Origin of the sequence: Myxococcus sp. CA056 (assembly GCF_013336715.1) — a bacterium.
In the GTDB taxonomy this organism is placed as follows: Bacteria; Myxococcota; Myxococcia; order Myxococcales; family Myxococcaceae; genus Myxococcus; species Myxococcus llanfairpwllgwyngyllgogerychwyrndrobwllllantysiliogogogochensis.
In genome coordinates, this window is sequence record NZ_JABUMT010000008.1 from 71,295 (window position 1) to 96,024 (window position 24,730).

14 protein-coding genes are annotated in these 24,730 nt (G+C 67.2%); 6 read left to right on the plus strand and 8 right to left on the minus strand.

The genetic code is table 11. The annotated features are described in order from the left end of the window. Positions 1-7 precede the first annotated feature (7 nt). From xdhB to nth, 4 genes are all read right to left on the minus strand, one after another. Complete coding sequence (xdhB, locus tag HUA76_RS28205) at positions 8-3,823, minus strand: xanthine dehydrogenase molybdopterin binding subunit (protein WP_174462599.1); 3,816 nt, start codon at positions 3,821-3,823, stop codon at positions 8-10. Further along, positions 3,820-4,653 carry a xanthine dehydrogenase accessory protein XdhC gene (gene xdhC, locus HUA76_RS28210; RefSeq protein ID WP_174458914.1) on the minus strand — a complete coding sequence of 278 codons (834 nt, stop codon included), beginning with the start codon at positions 4,651-4,653 and terminating at the stop codon, positions 3,820-3,822. Before xdhC ends, xdhB begins: the two co-directional genes overlap by 4 nt. A gap of 138 nt (positions 4,654-4,791) precedes the next feature. Next, positions 4,792-6,108: a DUF418 domain-containing protein gene (locus tag HUA76_RS28215; RefSeq protein ID WP_174458915.1), complete on the minus strand. Its 1,317-nt coding sequence runs from the start codon at positions 6,106-6,108 to the stop codon at positions 4,792-4,794. Positions 6,109-6,198: 90 nt separating this feature from the next. Continuing rightward, entirely contained in the window at positions 6,199-6,831 is a 633-nt protein-coding gene (nth, locus tag HUA76_RS28220) for an endonuclease III (RefSeq protein WP_174462600.1), read from the minus strand. Between the two features lie 177 nt (positions 6,832-7,008). Here nth and HUA76_RS28225 point away from each other — a divergent pair, with 177 nt between their 5' ends. From HUA76_RS28225 to HUA76_RS28235, 3 genes are all read left to right on the plus strand, one after another. After that, positions 7,009-7,428, plus strand: coding sequence for a hypothetical protein (locus HUA76_RS28225; RefSeq protein ID WP_174462601.1), 420 nt, complete (start codon positions 7,009-7,011; stop codon positions 7,426-7,428). A gap of 357 nt (positions 7,429-7,785) precedes the next feature. Then, positions 7,786-8,130 (plus strand): hypothetical protein, encoded by a 345-nt coding sequence (locus tag HUA76_RS28230; protein WP_174462602.1) that lies wholly within the window; start codon positions 7,786-7,788, stop codon positions 8,128-8,130. A gap of 284 nt (positions 8,131-8,414) precedes the next feature. Continuing rightward, positions 8,415-9,905, plus strand: a complete 1,491-nt coding sequence (locus tag HUA76_RS28235; protein ID WP_174462603.1) for a ricin-type beta-trefoil lectin domain protein — start codon at positions 8,415-8,417, stop codon at positions 9,903-9,905. Positions 9,906-9,984: 79 nt separating this feature from the next. Here HUA76_RS28235 and HUA76_RS28240 read toward each other — a convergent pair whose 3' ends face one another. Beyond that, positions 9,985-10,563: a hypothetical protein gene (locus HUA76_RS28240; protein ID WP_174458922.1), complete on the minus strand. Its 579-nt coding sequence runs from the start codon at positions 10,561-10,563 to the stop codon at positions 9,985-9,987. 297 nt (positions 10,564-10,860) lie between these two features. On the opposite strand from HUA76_RS28240, the gene HUA76_RS28245 reads away from it, so the two are divergent. Further along, complete coding sequence (locus HUA76_RS28245; RefSeq protein ID WP_174462604.1) at positions 10,861-13,128, plus strand: hypothetical protein; 2,268 nt, start codon at positions 10,861-10,863, stop codon at positions 13,126-13,128. A 113-nt stretch (positions 13,129-13,241) separates the two neighbouring features. On the opposite strand, the gene HUA76_RS28250 is transcribed toward HUA76_RS28245, so the two are convergent. Further along, the gene (locus HUA76_RS28250; RefSeq protein ID WP_174462605.1) at positions 13,242-17,057 is read right to left on the minus strand and encodes an Ig-like domain-containing protein; all 3,816 of its coding nucleotides are present in this window, start codon (positions 17,055-17,057) and stop codon (positions 13,242-13,244) included. 357 nt (positions 17,058-17,414) lie between these two features. Beyond that, positions 17,415-17,528 (minus strand): DUF6289 family protein, encoded by a 114-nt coding sequence (locus tag HUA76_RS46535; RefSeq protein WP_371745768.1) that lies wholly within the window; start codon positions 17,526-17,528, stop codon positions 17,415-17,417. A 337-nt stretch (positions 17,529-17,865) separates the two neighbouring features. Between HUA76_RS46535 and HUA76_RS28255 the strand changes: the two genes are divergently transcribed. Together HUA76_RS28255 and HUA76_RS46540 are read left to right on the plus strand one after the other, a co-directional pair. Beyond that, on the plus strand, positions 17,866-19,980 hold the full coding sequence (locus tag HUA76_RS28255) for a hypothetical protein (RefSeq protein WP_174462606.1): 2,115 nt from the start codon (positions 17,866-17,868) through the stop codon (positions 19,978-19,980). 331 nt (positions 19,981-20,311) lie between these two features. After that, a complete protein-coding gene (locus HUA76_RS46540; RefSeq protein ID WP_306440922.1) occupies positions 20,312-21,616 on the plus strand; it encodes a M57 family metalloprotease in 1,305 nt (434 codons plus the stop codon). 229 nt (positions 21,617-21,845) lie between these two features. Here HUA76_RS46540 and HUA76_RS28265 read toward each other — a convergent pair whose 3' ends face one another. Next, complete coding sequence (locus HUA76_RS28265; RefSeq protein ID WP_174462607.1) at positions 21,846-24,620, minus strand: ELWxxDGT repeat protein; 2,775 nt, start codon at positions 24,618-24,620, stop codon at positions 21,846-21,848. Between the last annotated feature and the right edge of the window lie 110 nt (positions 24,621-24,730).

Genomic DNA, 24,730 nt, shown 5'->3' on the forward strand with positions numbered 1-24,730 from the left:
CAGGAAGCTATGCCGCGACCACCAGCCGCGACTCAGACTTGCTCCGGGCCTCACGCCGCTGGATGGCCAGGAACAGGGCCTCGTGCGTGGCGGGAGCGGCCAGCTCCACCTCTCCGCCCGGAGCCCCGAACGCACCCACCGCATCCCTCAGCGCCTCGCGCACCGACAGCGCCAGCATCAGCGGCGGCTCGCCCACCGCCTTGCTGCCGTGAATCGTGTTGTGCTGCCGCGCCCGCTCCAACAGCCGCACACGGAAGTCCACCGGCGCATCGCTGAACGCGGGCACCGGGTACGTGCTGGCCGAGTGCGTGAGCAACCGTCCCTTCGCATCCCAGCGCAGGTCCTCGCCCGTCAGCCAGCCCATGCCCTGGACGAAGCCGCCTTCAATCTGTCCCCGGTCCACACCCGGGTTGAGCGAGTCACCCACGTCCTCCAGCACGTCCACCCGGAGCACCCGCTTCATGCCCGTGTGGCCGTCCACCTCCACCTCCGTCACCGCCGCGCCATACGCGAAGTAGAGGAACGGCTTCCCTCGGCCCTTCGCCTTGTCGTAGCCGATGCCCGGCGTCTGGTAGTAGCCCGTCACCGAGAGTCCCACGCGCGCCAGGTACGCGGCGTCCACCACCTCCGCGAAGGACACGGATGCATCCGCTACCCCCACGCGCCCGTCCTGGAACACCACCGCCTCCGGAGCCACGGTGCGCCCGTGCCGCTCCGACAGCAGCTTCACGGCCACCGGCACAAGCCGCCCACGCAGCGTGACGCACGCCTCGCGCACCGCCGCGCCGTTCAGGTCCGAACCCGACGAGGCCGCCGTGGCGGAGGTGTTGGGCACCTTGTCCGTCACCGTCTTCGCCACCCGGATGGCGTCCGCGGGCAATCCCAGCTCGCGCATGGCCACGCCCTGAATCTTCGTGTGCAGACCCTGGCCCATCTCCGTGCCGCCGTGCGACAGCATCACCGAGCCATCCCGGTACACATGCACCAGCGCGCCCGCCTGATTCAGGAACGTCGCCGTGAAGGAGATGCCGAACTTCATCGGCGTCATCGCCAGCCCGCGCTTGATTCGCGGTGAGCGGGCATTGAACTCCTCCACCTCCCGACGTCGGCGCGCGAAGTCCGACGAGTCCTTCAGCTCACGCCACAGGTGCGGCAGCCGCTCGTCCTCCAACTCCTGGCCGTAGTGCGTCGTGTTCGTCTCACCGGTGCCCCGGTAGAAGTTGCGCTCGCGCACTTCCTCCGGCGGCAGGCCCAGCGTGCGCGCCACGCGGTCCAGGACCTCCTCACCCACCAGCATGCCCTGCGGTCCACCGAAGCCACGGAAGGCCGTGTTGGACACCAGATGCGTCTTCGCCACGCGGCCCGTGTAGCTCATGGCCGGGACGTAATAGGCGTTGTCCAGGTGGAAGAGGGCGCGGTCCGTAATCGACTCGGACAAATCCAGCGACCAGCCCGCGTTCGACACGAGCTGCGCGCGCAGGGCGAGCAGCTTGCCCTGCTCGGTGAACCCCACCTCGAACGTGGCATGGAACGGATGGCGCTTTCCCGTCACCGCCATGTCCACGTCCCGGTCCATCATCCACCGCACCGGCTTGCCCGTGTGCCACGCGGCCAGCGCGACAATGGCCGCGGGTGAGTTGCCCTGCGTCTCCTTGCCACCGAAGCCGCCACCCATGCGCGGTGACTGCACCACCACGCGACTGCGCGGCAGGTGCAACACGTGGGAAATCACCGCTTGCACCTCGGACGGGTGCTGCGTGGAGGACACCACCGTGATGTCTCCGTCGTCGCCCTTCTCCGCGAAGGCCGCCTGCGTCTCCAGGTAGAAGTGCTCCTGCCCGCCCATCGTCACCGTGCCCGACAACCGACGCGGGCTCGACGCGAGCGCCGCGTCCACATCGCCGCGCCGGATGACGTGCGGCTCCGTGTGGTAGCTGCCCTGCGCCATCGCGTCTTCCACGGTGAGGATGGCCGGCAGCGGCTCGTACTCCACCACCACCTGCTTCGCGGCCTCGCGGCACGCGTCGATGCTCTCTCCCACCACCACGGCGACAATCTGCCCGTGGAACAGCACCTCGTCCTTCGCCAGGAGCGGCTCGTCGTGGCGGATGGGCCCCGTGTCGTTCATCCCGGGGATGTCCTCCGCGAGCAGCACCGTCACCACGCCCGGAAGCGCCCTCGCGGCCGTCGCATCCCTGCGCAGGATTCGCGCGTGCGCATGCGGCGAACACACCGCCCACACCTCCAGCATGGGCCGGCCCTGCGCCACATCGTCCACGTACTTCGCGGCCCCCGTCACATGCCCCAGCGCACTCTCATGCCGCAGCACGCGGCTGGTGTCCGTGGGCGCCTCGGCGTCTCCCGTGACGAAGCCCGGCGCCGCGTCCAGCGAGGGACTCTGCTCCCCCGAGAAGAACTTCTCGAACAGGCTCACGATGAGCCCGCGTCGGTACTCCGCGCTCCCGCGCAAGTCGCTGATGGGGGACAGCTCGCCCGAGAGCACGGGCAGCACCTTGTCCACCGTCTCCCGGGTCCACGGCTGGCCGACGAGCAGCTCCTCGGTGCGTCGCGCGCGAATGGGCGTGGCCGCCACGCCGCCGTACCCGAGCCGCGCCGTGCGCACCACACCGCCCGCATCCAGCTCCACGCAGAAGCCCGCGGCGACGATGCTGATATCCAGCTCGCGCCGCTTCGACACCTTGAACGAATCCGACACCCGCCGGAGCCCACTGGCCGCCGAAGGCGCATGCGGGATGACGATGAAGCGCACGACCTCGTCCACCTGGAGCGCCGTCTTCCGGTACGCGAGGAAGAAGTCCGACAGCGCCACCGTCCGCTCGCCCTTCACGGACGACAGCACCATCCGAGCATCCAGCGCGAGCAGCACCGGCGCCAGGTCGCCAATCGGCGACGCCGTCACCAGGTTGCCCGACAGCGTGGCCCGCTGCCGGATCTGTCGCGAGGCGAAGACGTTGAGCATCTTCCCCACCTCGGGCACGTCCTTGCCGAGCGCATCCTCCAGGTCCACGAGCGTCGCCGCGCCGCCCACGTACCAGCCGTCCGCTTCACGGCGGATGGCACGCAGGGACTCCACGCCCTCGGTGGAGATGAGGAACGGAAAGCGCCGGGCCTTCTTGGTGATGTCCACGCCCACTTCCGTGGCGCCCGCCACGAGCAGCGCCTCCGGATGCGCGCCCTTCAGCGCGAGCAGCTCCTCCCACGACGTGGGCCGCAGGAACTTCTGGCCGCCGGCCTCATAGCTCAGCGCCGACACGGGTGAAGCAGGGCCCCCGAGCGACGTGCCCGGCAACGGCTGCAGGCCCACCGCCGCATCCCGTGCGGCGAGCGCCTCCATCATCGCGTCGCGGATGGGCCGGTATCCGGTACAGCGGCAGATGTTTCCACAGAGCTGGTCCGCCACCGTCTCCGGGGTACAGACCTCCGGCCGCGAGTACGCCTCCGCCATGGAGACGATGAAGCCCGGCGTGCAGAAACCACACTGCGAGCCGTAGTGCTTCACCATCGCCTGCTGCACGGGGTGTGGCTTCTCGCGCGAGCCCACGCCCTCCACCGTCACCACCTCGCGCCCGGCCACCATGGGCACCAGGGTGATGCAACTGTTGAACGCGCGCAGGCAGCGGTTGCCCTGGGCATCGCGGTCCACCATCGCCACGGTGCACGCGCCACAGTCCCCCTCGGCGCAGCCCTGCTTCGTTCCCGTGGCGCCTTGGGCGCGCAGGTAGTCGAGCAGCGTGGTGTTGGGCGACACGTCCTCGACGCCGACCAGGCTCCCGTTGAGCCGGAACTCGAACATGGTGCTCATTCTCCAGACGAAACCCCGCGCAGGCGGGGCGGCTCCGAGGCGGATGGCTCGGGGCGGGTTTCAACGAAAGGTTGGTGGTGGAGCTGGAGCAGCCCCGCGGCGATGCTCACCGCGACTTCCTGGGGGGACTTGCCCCCCAGCTCCAGCCCCATGGGGCACTGCACCCGGCTCAGCAGCGTCGCGGGCACGCCTCGCGCCTCCAGCCGCTGCCGGAAGCGCGCCCACTTCGTCTTGCTGCCGATGAGGCCGATGTATCGCGCGGGCTTCTCCAGCGCGGCGGCGATGATGTCCTGGTCCAGGTCATGCCGGTGCGTCATCACCGCGACGTACGTCCGGCGCGCGTCCCACACGGCCTGGGCCACGAAGTCCTCCCAGGACTCGTCGTGGCGTGTCACCGCCGCGGGCACGCGCTCGCCGTGGAGCCACTCGGGGCGCTCGTCCACCAGGTGTACGCGGAAGGGGGTCCCCTCGAGGATGCGGCACACCGCCTGGCCCACGTGCCCGGCCCCGAAGAGGTACAGGCGAGGCCCGTGGTTGACGGGCTCCACGAAGATGTCCACCACGCCCCCACAGCACTGGCCGAGCTTCGCGCCCAGCGGATAGCGATAGGAGCGGGACTCGCCGCGCTCCAGACAGGCCCGCGCGTCGGCGAGCACCAACTGCTCCAGGTGTCCGCCGCCCACGGTGCCGTGGAACGCGCCGTCCCCACGCACCAGCAGCTTCGCGCCGGGCTCGGCGGGGGTACTTCCCTGGCACGCTGTAACGGTGGCCACGGCGAAGGGCGCATCCTCGCGCGCCCACTCGCCCAGCTGGCGGACCCAATCCCACATGGTCCCTGTGAGTCTGCCACACCCGGAGTCCGACGGGGATGACTCTCACCCGGAGTCCGTGGGCTGGACGACGGCCTGGTGTCCGGGCCGCCCCCTGGGGATGCCCCGGGGCCCTCTCCCTGGGGCTCCGCGCCGAGCCTACGTGGCCACCGCCGCGCCGGCCTCGGTGCTCCGGCGCATGGGCTGGAGCTTGCCGTACGTCAGCGAGCGCCACACCCACTCCATGGGCCCGAAGCGGAAGCGCGCGAGCCACAGGTGGCTCCACACGATTTGAACGGTGAAGACCCCCAGGCAGTACACGATGCTCATGCTGGGCGTCAGCTTGCCGACGAGCCCCAGGCCGTAGCCGTAGAACACGAGGATGCTGACGACGGACTGGCTCAGGTAGTTGGTCAGCGCCATGCGGCCCACCGGCGCGAGCACGGACAGGATTTTCTGCCCCGTCGCGCGCTGGAAGAGCAGGGTGATGCCCGACACGTACGTCGCGGCGATGCCCACCTCACCCATGGCGCGCACCGGGGCCAGCACCATGGGCAGCCACACGGGCAGCGTCTCCGGATTGATGATCTTGCGCAGCACGAGCTGCTGCGTCACCACGCCCACGCTGCTGCCCAGCACGCCCAATCCCAGCGACCAGAAGAACAGGCGGCGGAAGAAGGCCACGTGCTGGGGCGCGTCATGGAACAGGCGCTTGCGGCCCGCATAGAAGCCCAGGAGGAAGCGGCCCAGCAGCGCCAGCGAGTTGACGCACATGATGAGCAGGAACTCGCGCCGGTAGAACGACAGGCCGCCCTTCACCACGGCCCACCAGTTCCCGTTCTGGAACACCGACAGGGTGTCCGCCTTCAGGGCCGCGGAGCGCTCCGTCTCCAGCTTCGCCAGCGCGGCGGCGGCCTCCGGCGTGGCGGCCATCAACTGCGGCAGCTTGAAGATGACCGCGCTCACGATGGGCCACGCGAAGAGCAGCACCGCGGCGACCTTGAGAATCGTCCGGTCCTCCCGGCGCCGGAACAACAGCAGCCAGAAGCCCAGCAGCGCGTAGTTGCTGAGGATATCTCCGTACCAGATGAGCGTCAGGTGCGTGAGCCCCAGCAGGAGCATCACCCCGAGCCGGCGCACGTAGAGGCGCGTGACGGGCGAGCCCCGCGCCTCCGCTCGGCCCATCTGCACCGCGAAGCCCAGTCCGAAGAGGAACGAGAAGATGGTGATGAACCGCCCGCTCACCAGCGTCGTCACGACGGGCAGGAGCACCTTGTCGAGCATCGTCCCATTTGCGAACAGGGACTCGAGTTGCTCCCGGGGCATGAAGGCCCGGCCGCTGAACCACATAAACGTATTGGAGATGAACACGCCGCACAGCGCGAAGCCGCGCAGCGTGTCGAGCAACACCAGGCGCTCGCCCGAATCGACCGGGCGGGCCTCGGCGGTGGTCACCGCGGAAGGAGCAGAGGTCATGTGTTCGGAAAGAACGCCTGAACCTGAGCTTTATTGCCGGTATTCCACGGCAGCGGTGAATTGCGCGTGCTTCGAGTGGGTCGGGTGGGTCTACACGCCGATGCGTGGGCAGATGTCCTTCACGATGCACTCGTCGCACTTCGGCTTCTTGGCGGTGCAGGTGTAGCGGCCATGCAGGACGGTGGCGGGGCCGAAGAAGGTCCACGCGTCCTGGGGCACCAGCTTCATCAGGTCCTCTTCAATCGCCTCCGGCTTTTCGTGCTTCGTCAGGCCCAGGCGCTGGCTGACGCGGGCGACGTGCGTGTCGACGATGATGCCGGACGCCAGGTTGAAGGCGGTGTTGAGGACCACGTTGGCCGTCTTGCGCGCCACGCCGGGGAGCGTCACCAGCTCCGCGACAGTGCGGGGGACCTCTCCGCCGAAGTCCGCGAGCAGCGCGCGGCTCATGGCCTGGACGGACTTGGTCTTCTGCTTGAAGAACCCGGTGGGCTTGAGGTCTTCCTCCAGCTCCGCGGTGTCGGCGTCCGCGAAGGCCTGGGGGCCCGGGTATTTGGGGAACACGGTGGCGGTGACGCGGTTGACGCGCTCGTCGGTGCACTGCGCGGCGAGGATGGTGGCGACGAGCAGCTCGAACGGCGTGGACCAGTTGAGCTCGTAGCGTGCGTCGGGGTGCTTCACACGCAGGCGCTCGAGGAGGAGGGCGGCTTTCTCAGCGGGTTTCATGGGGTGTGGAGGGCATCCTACCCGGGATGTCTGACAGGCACGGGCGCGGAAGCAGGGGAGGGGGATGGCGATGATGACAGCTCCTCCTCTCCAGTCCTCGGGCACGTTCCGAGGCGTGCCGGACCTCCCGTGAGCACGCACTCCATGGGTAAGGCGGTCGAGCTACATTGCGGCCCCATGAGCGAAACGGTCGCGAGTGAATCGCCCCTCCAGGTCTCCCAGCGCGGAGGCGGTTTCATCACCGGTGCGGCCATCATGCAGGCCCTGGTGGTTCCCTACCTGCTGCTCGCGGGACTCATGGCCGCCGAGATGTCCGCGCTGCTGTCCACGGCGCTGCTGGCCCACGGAGTCGTGGTCGCCGTCGCGGCTGGGTTCCTGTTCCGCCGCAGACTCTGGGCCTGGCGCCTGTCGGCGTCCCTCGCGACCCTGGCCTTCCTCGTGGGTGCGGGCGCGACGTTGATGCCGCCAGCCTGGGTCGGGGGAATCCATGCAGCGGGCGCGGCCGCGATCCTGGGCCTCCTGCTCGCGGGCCGCCCCGCCGTCGTCGGCGCACGTCCACCGGGCGCCACGGAGGGCCTCTCCAGTACAGGCGGGTGAGCTGCCTCGGCGGCGCGCCGCCCTCGTCCCGGCCCGCGCCTGACCTGGTCCCATCGAGCACCAGGTCGCATGCGCACGAGGCGAGGTCGACTTCCAGCGCTACCTCGCCGCGGCGCTCGAGGAGCGCAAGACCTCTCCCCGGGAGATGCGCCTTTGACGCGTCATCCGCTCCCGTTTGACATGTCAATGAGGGGCGAGCGGGCCTTGGGCGCACCTGTCGTGCCTGCACGGGGCCCCATCGCGCTTGGGCATGATGCTTGCTGTGTCGCCTCTGGCCCCACTTTCATGGGCCCTGCCGGAGATGACCCAAGCATGCGCGGATTCGTGACGTTTTTCTCATTGGGGAGCTGTCTGCTGATGACTGGCGCTGGTGCGCAGACGCCGCCCGCTCAAGCCCCCTCGTCGCAGGTGCCCGCGAACGCGTGCTACCTGTGGAAGGGGCGTGGCGGTGCTCCCACGGCGGGCTACATGGTGACGCATGCGAGCTGCCGCCCATGGAATCGCAATTACGGGTGGAGCTTCATCAAGACGAACAATGAAGTGGGCTACTATCGCGGAACCTTCGAGGCCGCCGCGGCCACGCCATCCACCTGGGCGGTCTACGCTGACTTCGGCTCCGCGGTGGTCACGTCGCAAGCGGACTACACCTCCTTCATCGCCAATACCAAGCTGTCTGGCTCCTGTAGCGAGTGCCTGCACTGACAGCGAGCTGCCAGGGTTGGGAGCGCCTCACACGTACGTGCGGCGCTCCTCTGTGGCCGCACGTCGCGCACTCCGGCGCGAAATCCTTCTCATACGCGCTCTCTCCCATGTATCGAACGAGGACCGCGAATGCGTCAGGAGGATGAGGCGGAGGGTGGCTGACGACTCAGCGACGTCCGCCCGCGCGGGAGCCAAGGATCTGGACGTTGCACGTTCCTGACAGCACGAAACCTCGGCGCTCCGGCCATTTTCAAGGCAGCGCTACGAGGAATGGGGGGATGGGCATGCTGCGTCGAATGGCGGGAGTGATGGCCTTGCTGCTGGTGGGTTGTGGCACGGAGCTCGAGGTCATGGAAGGTGTGCCCATGGAGGACACACCCCTGCAGTCACAGAGGGAAGGCCTCATCGTTGGCGGCAATGACCTCATCCCCGTGGCGGCGGATGGCTCGAACATCCCGGCGAGGTACCGCCCGCTGCTGGATGCCTTCGGCCTGCTGAAGATCGGCACTGCGGGCTTCTGTACCGCGACCCACCTGGGCAACGGCGTGGTGATGACCGCGGGCCACTGTTTCGCGGCGGGCTCCGGCGGACAGTCGAACCTCGCGTGTCCCGCGGACACGACCGTCTCCTGGGGAAAGCGCGCGGGGACCGGCCCCTATCTGGTCTCGAGTTGTACCCGCATCCTGGCGATGCAGAACTCGGGCGCCTGGGATTACGCCTTCTTCGAGGTGAGCCCGCCGCCCCCCGCGGCGGTGGGATTCCAGTCCAACGCGGGCGGTATCAACAATCCGGTGGGCTCCTCTGGGACGATCTTCAGTCACCCCCAGGGCAGGGACCTCGAGTGGTCGCAGACTTGCTACATCCCCCCTCTCGCCGCCGGTTTCCTCCACTCCTGCGACACGGAGTCTGGAAGCAGCGGTGCCGCGGTGATCGAAGACGACTCGCTGCAGGTCGTCGGCGTGAACCACTCGAACAATGGCATCCACAACCAGGGCATCTTCCTGGATCACACCTCGCTCGGGTGGCTCTGGCGGGCGCACCGGCCCACGGGGGAGCTGAAGGCGTGGGGCGGCAAGTGCCTGGACGCGCAGGGGGGCGGCACCGCGAACCGCACTCCGTTCCAGCTCCACTCGTGCAACGGCTCCTCGGCGCAGACGTTCCGGCGGGAAGCCCTGGCCTTCGTCGGCAACGCGGGCAAGTGTCTGGACGCGCCCTTTGCGACAGCCGGTACCACGACCTGGCTCTTCGACTGCTGGGCGACTGGAAATCAGCAGTGGCGGATGGAGAACGTGGAGCTTCGCCACCTCTCCGGCAAGTGCGTTGACGTCCCCTATGCGTATGACGGCTCGGGGACCTGGCTCTTCGACTGCTGGGGGGGCCCCAACCAGAAGTGGACGGTGACGGATTCAGGCCTCATCCGCGCGCCGGATGGCCGGTGTCTGGATGTGCCGTGGAGCACCGCGAATGGCACGCCGGTGTGGGCCTATGCCTGCCATGGCGGCGCGAACCAGCGGTGGACGTTCAACCAGGGCGGGGAGATTCGCGGCCTCGGCGGGAAGTGTCTGGACCTCGCCGATGGGAATACGACCAACCGCACCCCCTTCCGGCTCTGGGACTGCAATGGCTCATCCGCGCAGAAGTTCCATCTGCGAGGGGAGATTCGGGGGCCGGGCGGGCTGTGCCTCGACAACCCCTGGAGCACGTCCGACGGGACGCTGCCGTTCTTGTGGGAATGCCACGGAGGTGACAACCAGAAGTGGGAGCACCGCTGGTAGCGCGCCGCCCCGCTACTGACCTACGACCAGGCCGCGTCGCCGCCCACCGAGGACAGCGACGCGACCTTTTCGACTCAGGTCAGCGCGTCGCCGTGAAGCGACGCACCACGCGGCACTCCGGGTCGCCCGCCACCGTGTTCACATGGTTGGCATTGAACGTCCCGGAGAAAGAGGCCGGCGCGTCGACACTCTCGGGGCCCTCCGCGAACTGGCCTTCGATGAGGTAGAGCAACTCGGTGGGAGGTCCCTCGCGGCGCTGGAGCTGCACAATGGCCCTCAGCACGATGTGTTTGGTGGTGCTCCCGTAATGCGAGCCCGTGAGCTGGAGCTCTCCCAGCGTCGCGGTGATGTCCACCTCGCTGCCCTTCTGGACCACGACGACCCGCTCGCCCTCCGGCAGCGACACCCCCAGCAGGCCGCAGTCGGCGCTCAACGGCGTGGGGTCCTGGAAGCGGAACACATAGTCGCCGCTGATGGCGCAGCCTGATTCACAGCGTTCGGGCCCGATGTCGTCGTCGTCCTTGTCGTCGCCACTGCCGCACCCCGGATTGCCCATGCCACTGCCCATGGTCAGCATCGCCGTCATCAGCAACAACGGGACGCGCAGGTACGTCACGGCGGTTGGACTCTTCTTTTCTCGAGACACTGCGTCACTCATGTCGGCTTCCCCGCCACTGCTTTCCGGCCCAAAGACGATGTTTCTACTGCGTTTCGGGGCGCTGGAACAAATCCGCGATAGCCCCGTCAGCCCCGGTGACTCCACGCTGTTGAGCCTTCAATCCTTCTGGGGGCTCCGAGGTGGGGTGGAAGCCCCCTGGGACTCGGGTGCGCCACGGGTCCTCCCGCATTCAACCAGCACCTTCGCTCGCGGTCCGAACGACCAGCTTCCCGTCATGCCTCCGTAATGCCTCTTGAAAAAACACCCCGCTCACGGGGCTCTTTCAGAGGAAATCCCATGTCTCGACGTGGAAGTCGCAGCCCCTGGCTGTTGTTGACGGCTGCCCTGGTGGCGGGTCCCTCCCTCGCGGGGGAGGTGACGAACGTGGTCGCCTCGGACCGCATTCCGCTCCCCGCGGAACGGGAGAGCAAGTATCGCAATCGTATCGCTCAGGAGCTTGGCGGCGGGGGCTGGCAGGTCTTCCTCGGCGACCTGCACAGCCACCCCCGAGGCCATTCGGAGAACGAGGACACGGAGCTCGACTTCACGCCCCAGATTCTGCGGAGCGAGGTACTCCAGTCCGCGTTCCGCCATGGCTATGACTTCTTCGGTACCAGCAACCACACCTCGTCCTGGGACGACGGCTATGACGGTGATGACCCCATCTCCCAGCTGAGCCCGGAGCTGGATGCGAACGGTCAGCCCGAGCTGCTCATCCTCACGGGCGTGGAGAGCCACGTCGGTCCCGACGACGGCACCGGCCCCTCCCATGACCACCACTTCAACAGCTTCAACCGGCACGTCCACGTCCACTCGGACGATGTCTGGGACATGCATCACGAAATCCTCAACAACTACTCGACCAATCCGCTGCTCAGCACCCACGTCCAGTTGAACCACCCCAGCGACAACGTCTGGTTCACGCTGCCCACCGAGCCGGACCGCCGCCGCAACGTTCGTGACGCCATTGAGCTCACCGAGTTCAACGGGCTCCCCAGATACTTCGAGCTGCTGCGTCGAGGCTTCCGCGTCGCCCCGGTCTCCAACTCGGACTCGCACGCCACCACCCGCGAGCTGCTGGCCCATGAGTACCTGGACCGGAATCCCGACGGCTCCTTCGTCAGGCCCTTCATCGACGAGCCTGGCGTGCCCCGGGAGAAGCTCTACGGCGATGACTTCGCCCAGGGGCGCGGCGGTGTCGTGCTGCCACCCGGCACGCCGTTCAACTACAACAACTTCCTGACCGCGCTGCGCAACCGCTCGGTGTTTCGCACAGGGCTTGCGCCCGCCTCCGGCTTCTTCATGGTCAACGGGCGCCCCATGGGCTCCGAGTTCGAGCGCGCCGCCAACGAGCGGAGGCTGGACTTCACCGTGTGGGGCACGACCAAGGACGGCACCGGGTATGGTGGCAACGAGTGGACGAAGCTCCAGGTCTGGAACCCCTTCCAGCCCGGCGCGCCCCTCAAGGAAATCACCTACTCCGACCCGAACCTCATCAATGTGCGCGAGGCGTTCTCGCTGACGCCCTACGAGTCCATCTACGTCGTCACGCTCACCCAGAACTGGGGCAACTCCGAAGTCGTCATGGCCCCCATCTGGGTCACCAATCCCGTCACCAAGCCGACCGTCTCCTTCGAGCACCCGGTGATCAACCGGCAGCTCGTGCCCATGCTGTTCATCAACGGCGGTGGTAACAACCTCATCCTCCAGCGCGCGACCAACCCCTTGTCGCCTGACTGGAAGACCGTCGGGACCATCACCAACAACTATTACTACCCCATCGACTCCGCCACGCTGCCGACGACCACGCTCTGGAGGGTGGTGGACCCCCACCAGCAGACCATCGTCTCCAACGCGACGACGCTGACCATCGCCAATGGCATCGAGGCCGAACTGCCCTGGGTCGGCACCACGACGCACGATGGCGTGAATGTCACCGTCCACTGGTCCCATCCGCAGGGTGTGGCGGTCGACTACTTCGCTTCGCGAGACAACGGCGCGACCTGGACCAAGGTGGGCGAGGACGTCGTGGCGAACACGAACAGGTACTGGAACTTCTACACGGGCGGCTGGGGCAACTCGAACGTGCTGCTCAAGGTGGTGGACAAGAACGACTCGGGCCGCTTCGGCATCGCGGGGCCTTTCTTCGTCGACGCCACCGTCGAGCAGAAGATTCCCGCGACGTCCAGCAACGCCACCATCAACGCCATCGCGGCCTACACGGTGACGGATGACAACACGGGCTCCTGCTGGTGGACGAGCAACGGGAACGAGCAGTCGGTGTACATCGACCTGGGACAGGTGCACCTGGTCAAGCGGATGGAGGTCCTCTTCGGCAGCGCGAATCCGCCGAGCTGGTACATGGGCCTCAGCCTCAACGGGAGCAGTTGGGTGATTCAGGACGGCGGCTCCCTGTCGTATGCGTCCGGTCAGACGCTCATCAGGGATTACAGCCAGCGCTCGGGCGGAGGGTTGAACACGCGCTACGTACGGTTCTACGCGTCGGGCACCTTCCCCGGCATCACCCAGTTCTCCCAGATATGTGACGTCCGCTTCTACCGGTAGGCACGACGCCCCAGTCCTCGGGGCTGTGTGACGGGCCACTTCATGACGCGAGGACGGAGCGAAAGCCTCGGCTCCCGCTCCGTCCTCACGGACTCACACCCGCGCGCCCGGCGTCACAGCTCCGTGCTGGCGTGCAGCGCCGTCACGCCCGGTTCCACGGGCTGACGCCAGGTGGCGCGGTAGGTGCCCCCCGCGAAGTCCCACGTCACGCTCCAGGTCTGGACGGGGAAGGGCCCCTGGTGGGGCGTGGCGCCGCTCCAGAACGAGCGCGTGCCCGACGCGTAGGACAAGCCCAGGTCCGTCGACTCCCCGAAGCCGGGCCCCGTCATCAGCCCACAGCCCTTCGCGTCGCACCGCAGGCTGCCAGAAGGGTAGGGGCGGCTGACATTCGTCGCTTCCTTCAGCCACTCCGTTCCAGTCCACCGCCACCAACTCAGGTCCGTGTGCATCCGGATCCCGCTCGGGGACACGGCCAGCAAGCCCTGGCCGTCCCCTGACGACGCCACGGAGTTCTCGTTGGACCAGGCGACACCGTTGTGCACCATGTAGCGGAACTCATGGCTGAGGGGCGCCATCACCATCACCGCGCTGTCCGTGGCCACGATGTCGTAGATGCCGGTCCGCAGCACCGGCTCCACCCTCGGCTGCCAGACGCCCGAGGTGTGCATGCGCAGGATGTTCAGCTCGCGGTCCTCCCGCTTCGTCGACAACGCGAAGGAGGCTCCCGAGGGAATCAACTGGGTGTTTCTCCAACGCAGTATCGTCGACGTGCGCTCGGCGGCGAGCTGAGGCGTGCTCCACGTCGTCCCGTCCACGCTCTGCGCCGAGCGAATCTCCCACTCGCCCCACGCCGCCATGAAGCCACTGGCTCCGTGCACCAGGACCAGGTCGGGGGCCGTAGCCGTCACGCTGTCCAGCTTGACCGGCGTCCCCATCCCCCCCGCGGCGTAGGACACCGCCCAGATGTCCACCTTGCCCGCCGTGGTGGATGGCTGAAGGTATGCGACGACCACCCTGTCGCCATCCACGGCCACCCGGACGTTGGAGCCCACGGGCCCCAGACGCACGGGCTGGTGCCACACCTCCCCGTCGTACTCCGCGAGGAAGAGGCTCCACACGCCCCCATCGAACTGCTCCCACGCGGCGGCTCCTTGCCCGTCCGGCGCGAAGTGGACCACCGCCTCCCGCACGCCACCGACGAGCGGCGGCGTCACCATCTGCCTCGCCGCGCCCCACTGGCCGCCGCCCTGATAGCCACGCACGGAGAGCTGCCCCGGCGCCACATAGGACACACTCACCTGGTCCCCCACCCGATGCGGCACCACGGGAGTGCTCTCCGCGCCTCGAAGCTGGACGCTCGGCTGCCACCCCTGCGACGTGAGCGCGGTCCCCCAGACTTCATGCAGGGACGACGTCGGGCCGTTCTTCTTCATCAGGACCAGCAGCTCATTGCCCACCGCACGCGTCTCGAGCACCGCGTGCATCCCTGTCGCGACAACGCTCCTCGTCACCGACGTCCACGAGCCCCCCACTTGCGTGATGGAGTGCAGCCCCGAAGGGCTGCCCGACAACAACCCGACGTAGTTGCCCTGGTACGAAACCACCGCCACGGGGAGGAGCAGAGGCCCGCTGTCCGGCAGCCGCACGAGGGCCTGCCACTCACCATTGACGCGAACCGACGCGGTGAGTTCATCCGAGCGGATGAAGAGCGCCGTGACGGTGCTGCCATCCGAGGCGATGCGCAGGTTGCGCGCCTGACTGGAGGTGATGAACTCGGCGGGCCCCCACGCCCGGGTGGTCCGATTGAAGAGCGAGAACCACGTCCCCTCCGAGGTGGTCCACGCCCGGCCAAAGCTGTCTCCCACGAGGGTGTACTGCTCCTCCACGGACGAGGAGACGACGCTGGAGTGCACCCACTGCACACCATCGAAAATCGTCGTGACGTCCTCGAAAGAGTCCGGCCCGGATATCAACATCACGGCCCCCGCGTTGGAGACGAGGGTGGGGGACGTCCCCAGGTTCTTCCGGGTCACCTCCAACCACTGCGCTCCGGAGCGCACACGGAAGGACTTCGCTACGGAGTCATAGGCATAGAGGTTGTCGCCGAAGCCGAAGAGGTGGCCACGGATGCCAGGCGTCACCGGGGTGAAGGCCGTTCCATCGAAGAGCGCCACCGCATCGTCGTTGGGCGATGGGGTCGACCACCCCACGATGAACCGCTGGTCCCACGCGGCCGCCTGCGGCGACTCCTTCATCGAGCGCCCCTCGCCCACCAGGATGGACGCTCCGAAGCCAGAGCCTCGGTTGAGCGAGGCGCGGACCTGGACGCCCGTGCCCGTGTTCTCGTTCCACACGGCCAGCGTCCCCAGCGGCCCGGTGGCGAACACGGCCGGGCCCGGCTGGCCAGGACTGCCCGCGCTCACCCTCACCCCCGGAGCCACCGTGCGGAAGGTGTACGTGAAGGGCGAAGCGAGGCTTGCCCCCTGCGGCGTGCGCACGTCCCTCACGGTCACCGTGTAGTTCGTCGCCGGCGCGAAGGGCGACAACTGACGGAACGCCACCGTGTTCGTCGATGACTCGTAGTTGGCCACCCCCGTGACACCCGCGACGCTGACCGTCTCCGGGGTGATGGAGTCCCGGTCCAGCGGCCGGTCGAAGCGCACGCGCAGCGGGCCACTCAGCGGCACGAAGCGCGTGTCCGGAGCAGGCGTCGCGTCGAGGACCTGTGGAGGGGAGGGGGGCAGCTCCGTGACGAAGCCGAAACCCTCGAATGGCACCAGCCGGTTACCGACGATATCCTCCACGAAGCGGGCGTGTCCCCGGTAGCGCGTCTGGTACTTCAAGGGCTGGGCAGGAGTGAAGACCCCTTGGAGCCGCGCGTCGTCGTAGCGCAGGGCGCCCGGGACGAGGCCGACCACCTGGGTGCCATCCGCGTTCAGTTCCTCCAGGTAGAGACGGTCCGGCGTGATGCTCGCGGGCCGGAGCGGCTCGCTGAACGTGACGATGATGGGGGCGTTGCGCACGGCGACTCCCACCGAGGTTGCCTCCGGCAGGGTTGCCTGCACGCGAGGCGAGGTGGTGTCTCTCGACGACGCCACCACGAACGTGAGCGTGTACGGCTGAACGAGGGGATTGCCCGCCAGGTCCTTCGCCTTCGTGGAGAGCGTGCCCGTGACACGTGCGCCCGGCGCGGGCTGGGGGCTCACCCGGAAGTACAGCGACCGGCTCGCGGCTTCATAGGAGTACGTCCCGGAGAGTGGCGACGCGGGGTTCGGACCCAGCAACTGCTCGAACTGGAGCGACTCGGCCGTGAGGGTGCGCGGGTCCATGGCCTCGTTGAACGTGAGGACGTACACCGGCCAGGTCGACGGCACGTCCGTCACTCCCAGGAGGGGCTTCGTGGCCGTCACGCTCGGCGGCGACGAGTCCGACTCCAACCCCACCGTGAAGATGGAGTGATGGGGCACGCTCAGCGACTTGCCCGTCACCGAGCGCAGCAGCGAGGAGACCACCGCCGTCACCAACGCGTCGGCGGTGAACGGACGCGCCGGGGTGAAGGTCAGCGTGCGGGTGGTGGCGTCATGAGTCAGGGTGCCCTGGAGCGAGACCCCGTTCTCCGACACCGTGAGGACATTCTCGTTCACCGAGCTGACGTCGAGCGCTTCCGTGAAGCCCACGATGACCCGCGCGTTGCGAGGGACCGCCTCCGCGTCCAACGCGGGCAACACGTAGTCGATGAAGCCCAGGCTCTCCGAAGGCTGCGAGCCACCGTCTCCAGTCCCACCGTCCCCCGTGGGGCTGGAGCCACCATCGGAGCCTCCCGCGTCGGGATCGCCCGAGGCGTCCGGCGGGTCATTGTCGTTCGGCGTGTTGTCCTTGCAGGCAGGGGTGAACACCATGAGGCCCAGGACAACCAGGGCCCATCTCATCCAGGAGGGTTTCAATGTCATAGGGGGGATGTCGCGGGCCGAACGGCTCGTGCGGCGCTTTCCGTTCCCGCGACTCGGGTGACGACGACAGGACCAAGAAGCAGCAAGAGGGACCACGCGTCGACGGAGCCCCTGTACGGACAGGGGTCATGCGCGCCCGGATAGGCGAGGGCACCTGCAACCAGGTGACAGGCGCTCGCCACACCGCACCGATGTACCGCGACCCTCTGACGTTCCCCTTGGAGCGACCTCCAGATCTCGGCCAGTCGGCGACGCACGTGTCATCGCGGTCCTGAGCCTGACGCCCTGACGGGTTGGGGCGGCACCTCGCGGAAATGAATGCGGCCGCATTCCACGCTACCGCCGTTCGTGGCACTCGACTTCGGTGAACTCGTAGTGACTGGTCCTGACGCCCCAGTTTCTGCGGATGCCATTGCAATCACATCGCCGATCTCCCGCGAGGGTCGTCATGCCAGGCGGGCGTGTCCATCCCAGGAGTCTGGGAGATGCTGTCCGGCCCGTGCGGGGATGGACAAGAGTGCTCTGGCTCTATCTTGGCGACCGAGAATAGACGGCCTTTCCTCCGAGGTGGCGCACGGTTCGGCGGCCCCCATCCGCGCCCCGCCTCGGCTCCTCCGCCTCAGCCAAGTGTGTCCTGGTGCGCGGCGCTCCGACGTCCCATGGAGCTGCCATGGCTTGACATGTGCTCCGTGTGCCAGTGTTTTTGCTTTCCGCCGCGTCTTCCTTCAGGAAGGAGGGGCCCACGCCGTTGGCCCATCCATCTCACCTGCTGTCTGGAGGAACGACCATGACACCCCTGTTACGAGCCATCTGGCGTCGTCTGCCCATTCTGATGTTCGCGCTGGGCTGCGGTGGAGCACTCCCCGAGCCAATAGAGGAGGGCGCCCCTGGTATGCAGGCGGAGTCCTTCCAGCCGGCGAATGTCTCCCTTTCAGGCGCGCTGCTCGATGACCACGGAGACACTCCGGCCACCGCGACGCACCTCCCTGCCTCCTCTGCCAGCTTCGGAGGCACGCTGGAGAGCTCCCTCGACCGGGATGTCTTCGCCTTCCAGTCGGGGGCCCGGCACTTCTACCGCTTCCACTGCACCTTTCCGGAGCCGCTCGTGGGTTGGGGGCTCGAGCTCATCGATTCCGCGGGCAGGCGTCTGGATTGGGTCCCTGTCTGGATTTCGTCCGGGCGCAGCCTCTACTTCAAGACCCACTCGGCGCAGACCACCTACCTGAGGATGTTCGCCGTCCATGAGGAGCTGTCGGGCTCCTACAGCTGCGTGCTCGAGGACGTGGGGCAGGATGACCACGGTGACACCGTGGAAACGGCCACGCCTTGGCTCCCGAGCACCCAGGCCACGGGCGTCATGGAGCTGCGCACGGACATGGATGTGTTCACCGTGTCTTTGTCGCACGGGGCCTTCCATGGCGTCACCTGCACGTCCCAGAACCCGGCCGTGTCCTGCAAGGTGAAGGTCCTCTCTCCCACGGGTTCGTCCACGGGGGATCCCACGGGCACGGTCTCCTTCAATGCGACGCATGACGGAATCTACCGGGTGGAGGTGACGTCGGTCTTCGCGCAGGACCTCATCGTCCAGGCGGCCTATACGCTCCAGTTCGCGACCCTGGGCACGGACGACCACGGGGATGCGCGGGAGTACGCCACTCCGGTGACGCCGTCGTCCGTGCCTTTCACGGGGCAGCTCTCCGGTGGACTGGACCGGGATGTCTTCTCCTTCACCACCCAGGTGGGACACATCTACCTCTTCAGTTGCGAGGTCGTCCCTGGGTACAGCGTGGGGCCGCACCTGATGCTCACGAATGGCACGGGGCAGATGGTGGATGTCCACACGTACGTCGAGAACCAGCCGACGCGTGTCTCGGTGGATGCGGCCGCTGTCGCCGAGTACTTCGTGGAGGTGGGCTTCGGGGCCTACGTGGGCCCCTATTCCTGTCGCCTGGAAGACCTGGGCTCAGACGACCACGGGGACACCCTCGTGGATGCGACCGAAGTGCTGCTTCCCTCCCTGCTCACGGGACACATGGAGACGCGCCTCGACGTGGATGTCTTCTCCTTCTCCGTGCGTGCCGGGCACCACTACTCCCTTCAGCAGATGGGAGGCACCGGCAACGCGGGCGCAGTGAGGCTGAAGAACGCGCAGGGGACGGTGCTCCATACCCTGTCCGGTGGCTTCACCTTCCTGTCGTCCGAGGAGGCGGTCTACTTCCTGGAGGTGGATGTCGCGCCGTTCGGGCGTGCGGGCACCTTCTCCATCTGGGCCCGTGACCTGGGACCCGATGACCACGGGGACACACCCGCGACAGCCACGCCGCTCGAACCGGGCCTGCCTGTCTCTGGCGCGTGCTACGTGAGCACGGACGTGGACGTGTTCACCTTCTCCATGGAGGCCAATGCCCTCTATCGGGTGAGTTGCACCGGATGCGACCCGAAGCTCGAGTCACCGGCCGGGCCGCTTCGCACGCTCAAGACGACCCAGGGCACCACCATCAGCTACCACCTGGACGCCGACGCGACGGCTCCGGTCTACGTCGTCGTCAGGGCGGGGCTCTACCAGCTCACGCTGGAGTACCTGGGCACGGACGACCATGGGGATGACCTGGTCCATGCGACGCCCATCACCTATCCGCTGCTGCTGCCCGCGGTGCTGGACTCAGCGTTCGACGTGGACGTGTTCTCGCTGAGCCTGCTCGCCGGGCAGCCGCGTCGCGTGAAGGCCACGGCCGGTTTCGGGACGGTGGTGAGTGTGGTGGCCCCGGATGGAACGGCGGTGCCCAGGAGCTTCGCGGGGGACTTCACTCCCACCCAATCGGGCCTCCACCACCTCCGGGTCCGGCCTGACATTGCGTCCGGGAGCTTCACGTACGGCCCCTACTCACTCATCCTGGACTGAGCACGCCGCCGCGTTCTCTGGCGCCTCAGCCCAGCGAGGCGGGAGGCCCCGGTCTTCAACAGCCCGCGGGGTCATTTCAGCAGCAAGTTCCGACTTCGCGTGGGTGTCTCGAATCCCGAGACTTGAGACGGATTAGTCATCCAAGGTTGTCGCTGAGGGTTTGGGGTGGGGGCGCGCTATGAAACCTGGCGCGCGGCCCCGGCGGGAAGCCCTCGCCGGGCGGCGCATTCCCCCGCAGTCAAAGAGACGAGCATCCATGTTCAAGCAGGCAGCAGTCCTCGCGATGACCGGTGTCGCATTGCTGGTCGGTTGCGGCGGTATGGAGCCGCGAATGGAGAACGAGGAGATCATCTCCAACCTCATCGAGGCCGGCTATCCGGCCAAGGACATCCAGGTCATCAACGAGGCTGTTTTCGTGGGCGGCGACACGCGTGTGACGCTCCAGGCCTCCCGAGAGATGCTTCAGGCCCCCCCGGGGAGCGCCGAGCACTACAGAACGACCAACGTCGTCGGCCCCTCAGTGACGAAGATCTGCCTCAACCCATCGGACTCGTTCAACGAGCATCCCAAGTTGAAGCTGGGGCTCAACATGGCCATCGAAAACTACAACGCGCTGGGTCTGCGGTTCACCTTCGAGCGCGGCCCGACCACCGGCTGCTCCGCGAACATCGACATGGTGACCACGACCGAGGACCATAGCTGGACGTTCTTCCCTGCGCTCGGTCTCCCCCACGGGACCATCTACATGACTGTCTTGCTGGCCAACTACGAGCTCGACATCAACGAGCACACCATCACCCACGAGATTGGCCACGCCATCGGGTTGCGCCACACGGACTACTACAACAGCGCCATCAGTTGCCCGAGCGGCTACAACGAGGGCGATATGGGCGTGGGCGCCATCCTCATCCCGGGGTCGCCGGAAGCCGCCGTTTGGGACGGGTCCGTCATGAACGCCTGCCCCAACTTCGGCAGTACCGGCGAGTTCACCCAGGCCGACGAGGCCGCGCTGAAAGCCCTCTACGGCCCGAGCGAGCTCCCGAACTGCTCGAACGTCGACCTCACGGTCTTCCGAGGGCAGACGGGGGCACAGGGTCGCTGCACCTGCTCCCCGGGGGCCTCAGGCACTGTCTGGGGAACGAATCTCTACACCGATGACTCGAATATCTGCACCGCCGCGGTGCACGCGGGTGTCATCTCCACCAGCGGTGGGACGGTGGTCGTCGAAATCCAGCCGGGCCAGAGCACCTACGTGGGAACCACTCGCAACGGCGTCACCACGAACTCCTACGGCGCCTGGGCGGGGAGCTTCCGCCTCATCGGCGCTCAGGTGCCGCAGACTCCGCCGATCTGCTCCAGCTTCAACTTCCTGTCCTACCGCGGGCAGAACGGGACGCAAATCCGGTGCAACTGCCCGACGGCGAGCCTCGGAGCGGCGATCTGGGGGACGGACCTCTACACCGATGACTCGGATGTCTGCACGGCGTCCGTGCACGCGGGTGTGATTGCCTCCAGCGGCGGACAGGTGACTGTCACCATCCAGCCGGCCCAGGGTGGCTACGCGGGCACCACCCGCAATGGCGTGACCTCGTACTCCTACGGTTACTGGGCGGGGAGCATCTCCCTCAGCCCGTAATCGCCCCGTTGGCAATGGGCGGCCCGGACAGAAGTGCTCCGGGCCGCCGGTTTCGCTTCAACGCACCCAATGACAGACCCCGGATAGCCACGCGGGTATGCGCCATCCGGGTCACTTCGAGCCGCGCCCGGGGCGCAGGCGCACGACGATACGCTGTGCCCGAGGGAAGTGAACGGACACACCGCTGCCGAGCGCGGCGCGGGAGAGCGCCGCGCTGAAGGGTAGGGGGCTAAGGGGTGGGGCCCTTACTGCCAGAAGTCTGGCTGCTGTCCATGATGTCGGCGACACGCAGGGCCCACAACTCGCGGCCACGCCCCCCGTCGTTGGCGGCGAAGTAGACCAGGGTGCCCGCGCGAGTCAGCGACGTCGGAGTGGAGGAGGCGTCACCCGGTGCCAGGTCCGTCAAGCGCACCGTTCCCGCGGCGCTCCCGTCCGTCATCCACAACTCCATTCCGGTTTCCCCATCCGACGCGGAGAACAACAGCCGCCCTTCGGCCAACGGAAGCAGGTTCGAGACGAGCGCGCCATTGTTGTAGGACTGCGTCGCCAATCCCCCATTCGGACCGGGTCGGAGGTCCACCAGGATGTCCGTGCCCGCGGCAGTCCCATCGCTCTTCCACAACTCGTAGCCGTGAGCATCGTCACGCAGGCCGAAGTAGAGCGCGCCGCCCATCGTGGCGAAGTACGTCGACTCGGAGTAGGAGCGCACCGGAAGGTCCTTCACCTTGACGGTGCCCGCGCTGGTGCCATCGCTCTTCCAGAGCTCGGTCGTGGTGTAGTCGGACACGAAGAAGAAGAGCGTCCCCGACATGTTCCTGAAGTTGGTCAACGCGCCGCCGGTTGCCGGCAAGAAGGTCGCCACCTTGACGGTGCCCGTGCTGGTGCCATCGCTCTTCCAGAGTTGGTTGTACGCGCCGGTTCCATCCTGGGCGCGGAAGAACAGCGTCCCATTCACGTCGGTGAGGTTGGACGGGGAGGAGCTGTTCACGCCCGGCCAGATGTCCTTCACCCGCGTCGAGCCCGAGTAGGTGCCATCCGTCTTGTACAGCTCGGTCCCCATGCTCGTGCCGTCATCGGCGGTGAAGAAGAGCGTCCCGTTGGAGACCACCATCTGGTCCGGGGTCCTGAGCCCGCGACCGGCGGTGTCACTCGTCTGGGTGGTGTAGGAGCCGTCCGTCATCCGCAAGGTGTCGCCGTAGCTGGTGTCATTGGCGCGGAAGTACAGCCAGTTCTTGTACGACACCAATCGGGGCGAGGTGACGGTGAGCGAGCTGGCCACGGGGATGGCGCCAGCGGTGCCCGAGGAGGTGGGACTCCGCATCAGCCTCGCGGGCGAGCTGCCTCCAATCGAATTGGTGGTGGTGATGTAGAAGATGCTCGAGCCATGCAGGGTGAAGGAGGACAGGGTCGGGCTGCAGCTCCCCGTGCAGATGTCCCAATACCTGCGGGTGCCCGTGGCGGTGCCATTGCTCTCCCACAGCTCCGCCCCATGGCTCCCTTCATTGGCGGTGAAGAACACGCGGCCGTTCGACACGACGAGATTCGCGGGGGAGGACTCGCTCACGGGCCCGAAGAGGTCTTTCACCTGGGTGGTGCCAGCGGCCGTGCCATCGCTGCGCCACAGCTCGGTGTTCGAGACGCCGTCGTTGGCTCCGAAGTAGAGGACGCCGTCCAGGATGCCGAAGTAGCTCGTCGCCAGGGTTGAAAAGGCGCCAAGCGAGGTGCCCGGGTTGATGTCCTTCACGACGCGGGTGCCCGCGGCGGTCAGGTCACTCACCCAGAGCTCCGCGTAGACGCTCGAGCCCGTGCTCGCCTCCCGGGCGGAAAAGTAGACCGAGCCGCCCAGGACGTTGACGTTGTTCAGGTTCGAGGGCGCGGTGAGGAGTCGCTGGGTGCCCGCCTGGGTGCCGTCGCTCTGCCACAGGGCATAGGTAGCGGTGGAGTCGTAGGCGGTGAAGAACAGACTGTCTCCCACCACCTTGATGTTGTTGATGTGGGAGGCGGCGCTGCCAGGAAAGACATCCACGGCCAGCAAGGTCCCGGCGGTGGTGCCATCGCTCTTCCACAGCTCGTATCCGGAGGCGGTGTCGGAGGCCGGGAAGTACATCAGCCCGTTGAAGAGCAGGGGGGCGCCCATGGTCCCGAAACCCTTCACCTTGACGGTCCCCGCGGCCGTCCCATTGGACTTGAAGAGACTCCGCTGGCTGGGAGCATCCGAGGCGATGAAGTAGAGCATGTCGTTGTACACGGTGAGTTCAGCTGGCGCGGAGCCGTTGGTGCCCGGGTAGAGGTCCATCCGCATGGCGGTGCCGGCGGCGGTGCCGTCCGTCGCCCACAACTCGGCCCCCACCCCGGAGGTGGCCCTGAAATAGACCGTGCCGTTGAAGGCGAGGAAGCCACTCGGGTAGGAGTCGCCGGTGCCCGGGTTGATATCCACGAGCATCTTCGTGCCGACGGCGGTGCCATCACTCGTCCACAGTTCGTTTCCCGAGGCGGGGTCGTAGATGCTGAAGTAGAGCGTCCCGTTGATGGGGGTGAGTTTTGGACTGAAGTTGTTGATGTTGATTGCCTTGAGCATCTGCGTGCCGGCGACAGTGCCATCGCTGCGCCACAGCCCCAGGGCTCCGTGGGAATTCGAGGCGAAGAAATAGAGCGCCTCGTTCATGACCGTCAGACCGCGCGGGTTTGAGCCGCATGGGCCCGAGCAGAGGTCCGCGACCAGCGCGGTGCCAGCGGAGGTGCCGTCGGTCCTCCAGAGCTCCTCGCCCGAGGTGTGGCTGTCGGCGGCGAAGTAGAGCGCCCCACCGAGCGCGACGAAGTGCTTCGGATTGGAGCCGACGTTGGCCGGAGTCGAGGTGTTGATGTCCTTGACCAGGAAGGCGGGTCCTTCGTCCAGCGCCTCCCTGAGGGGACCTGGTTCCTGCTTGGGAGCCCACGGCTCCGTTGCCTCCGGGCCGCAGCCCGCGCCCAAGGTGAGCAGTGTGAATAGGAAAAGACCTCTCACTCCGGATGCAGGAGTGGAACATACGGACGCGGAACGTCCGCCTTGCTTCTGGATACTCATGTTGGAGAGCCCCCTCACTGAGGTGTTGGATGGAACCGCACCGGACTGAC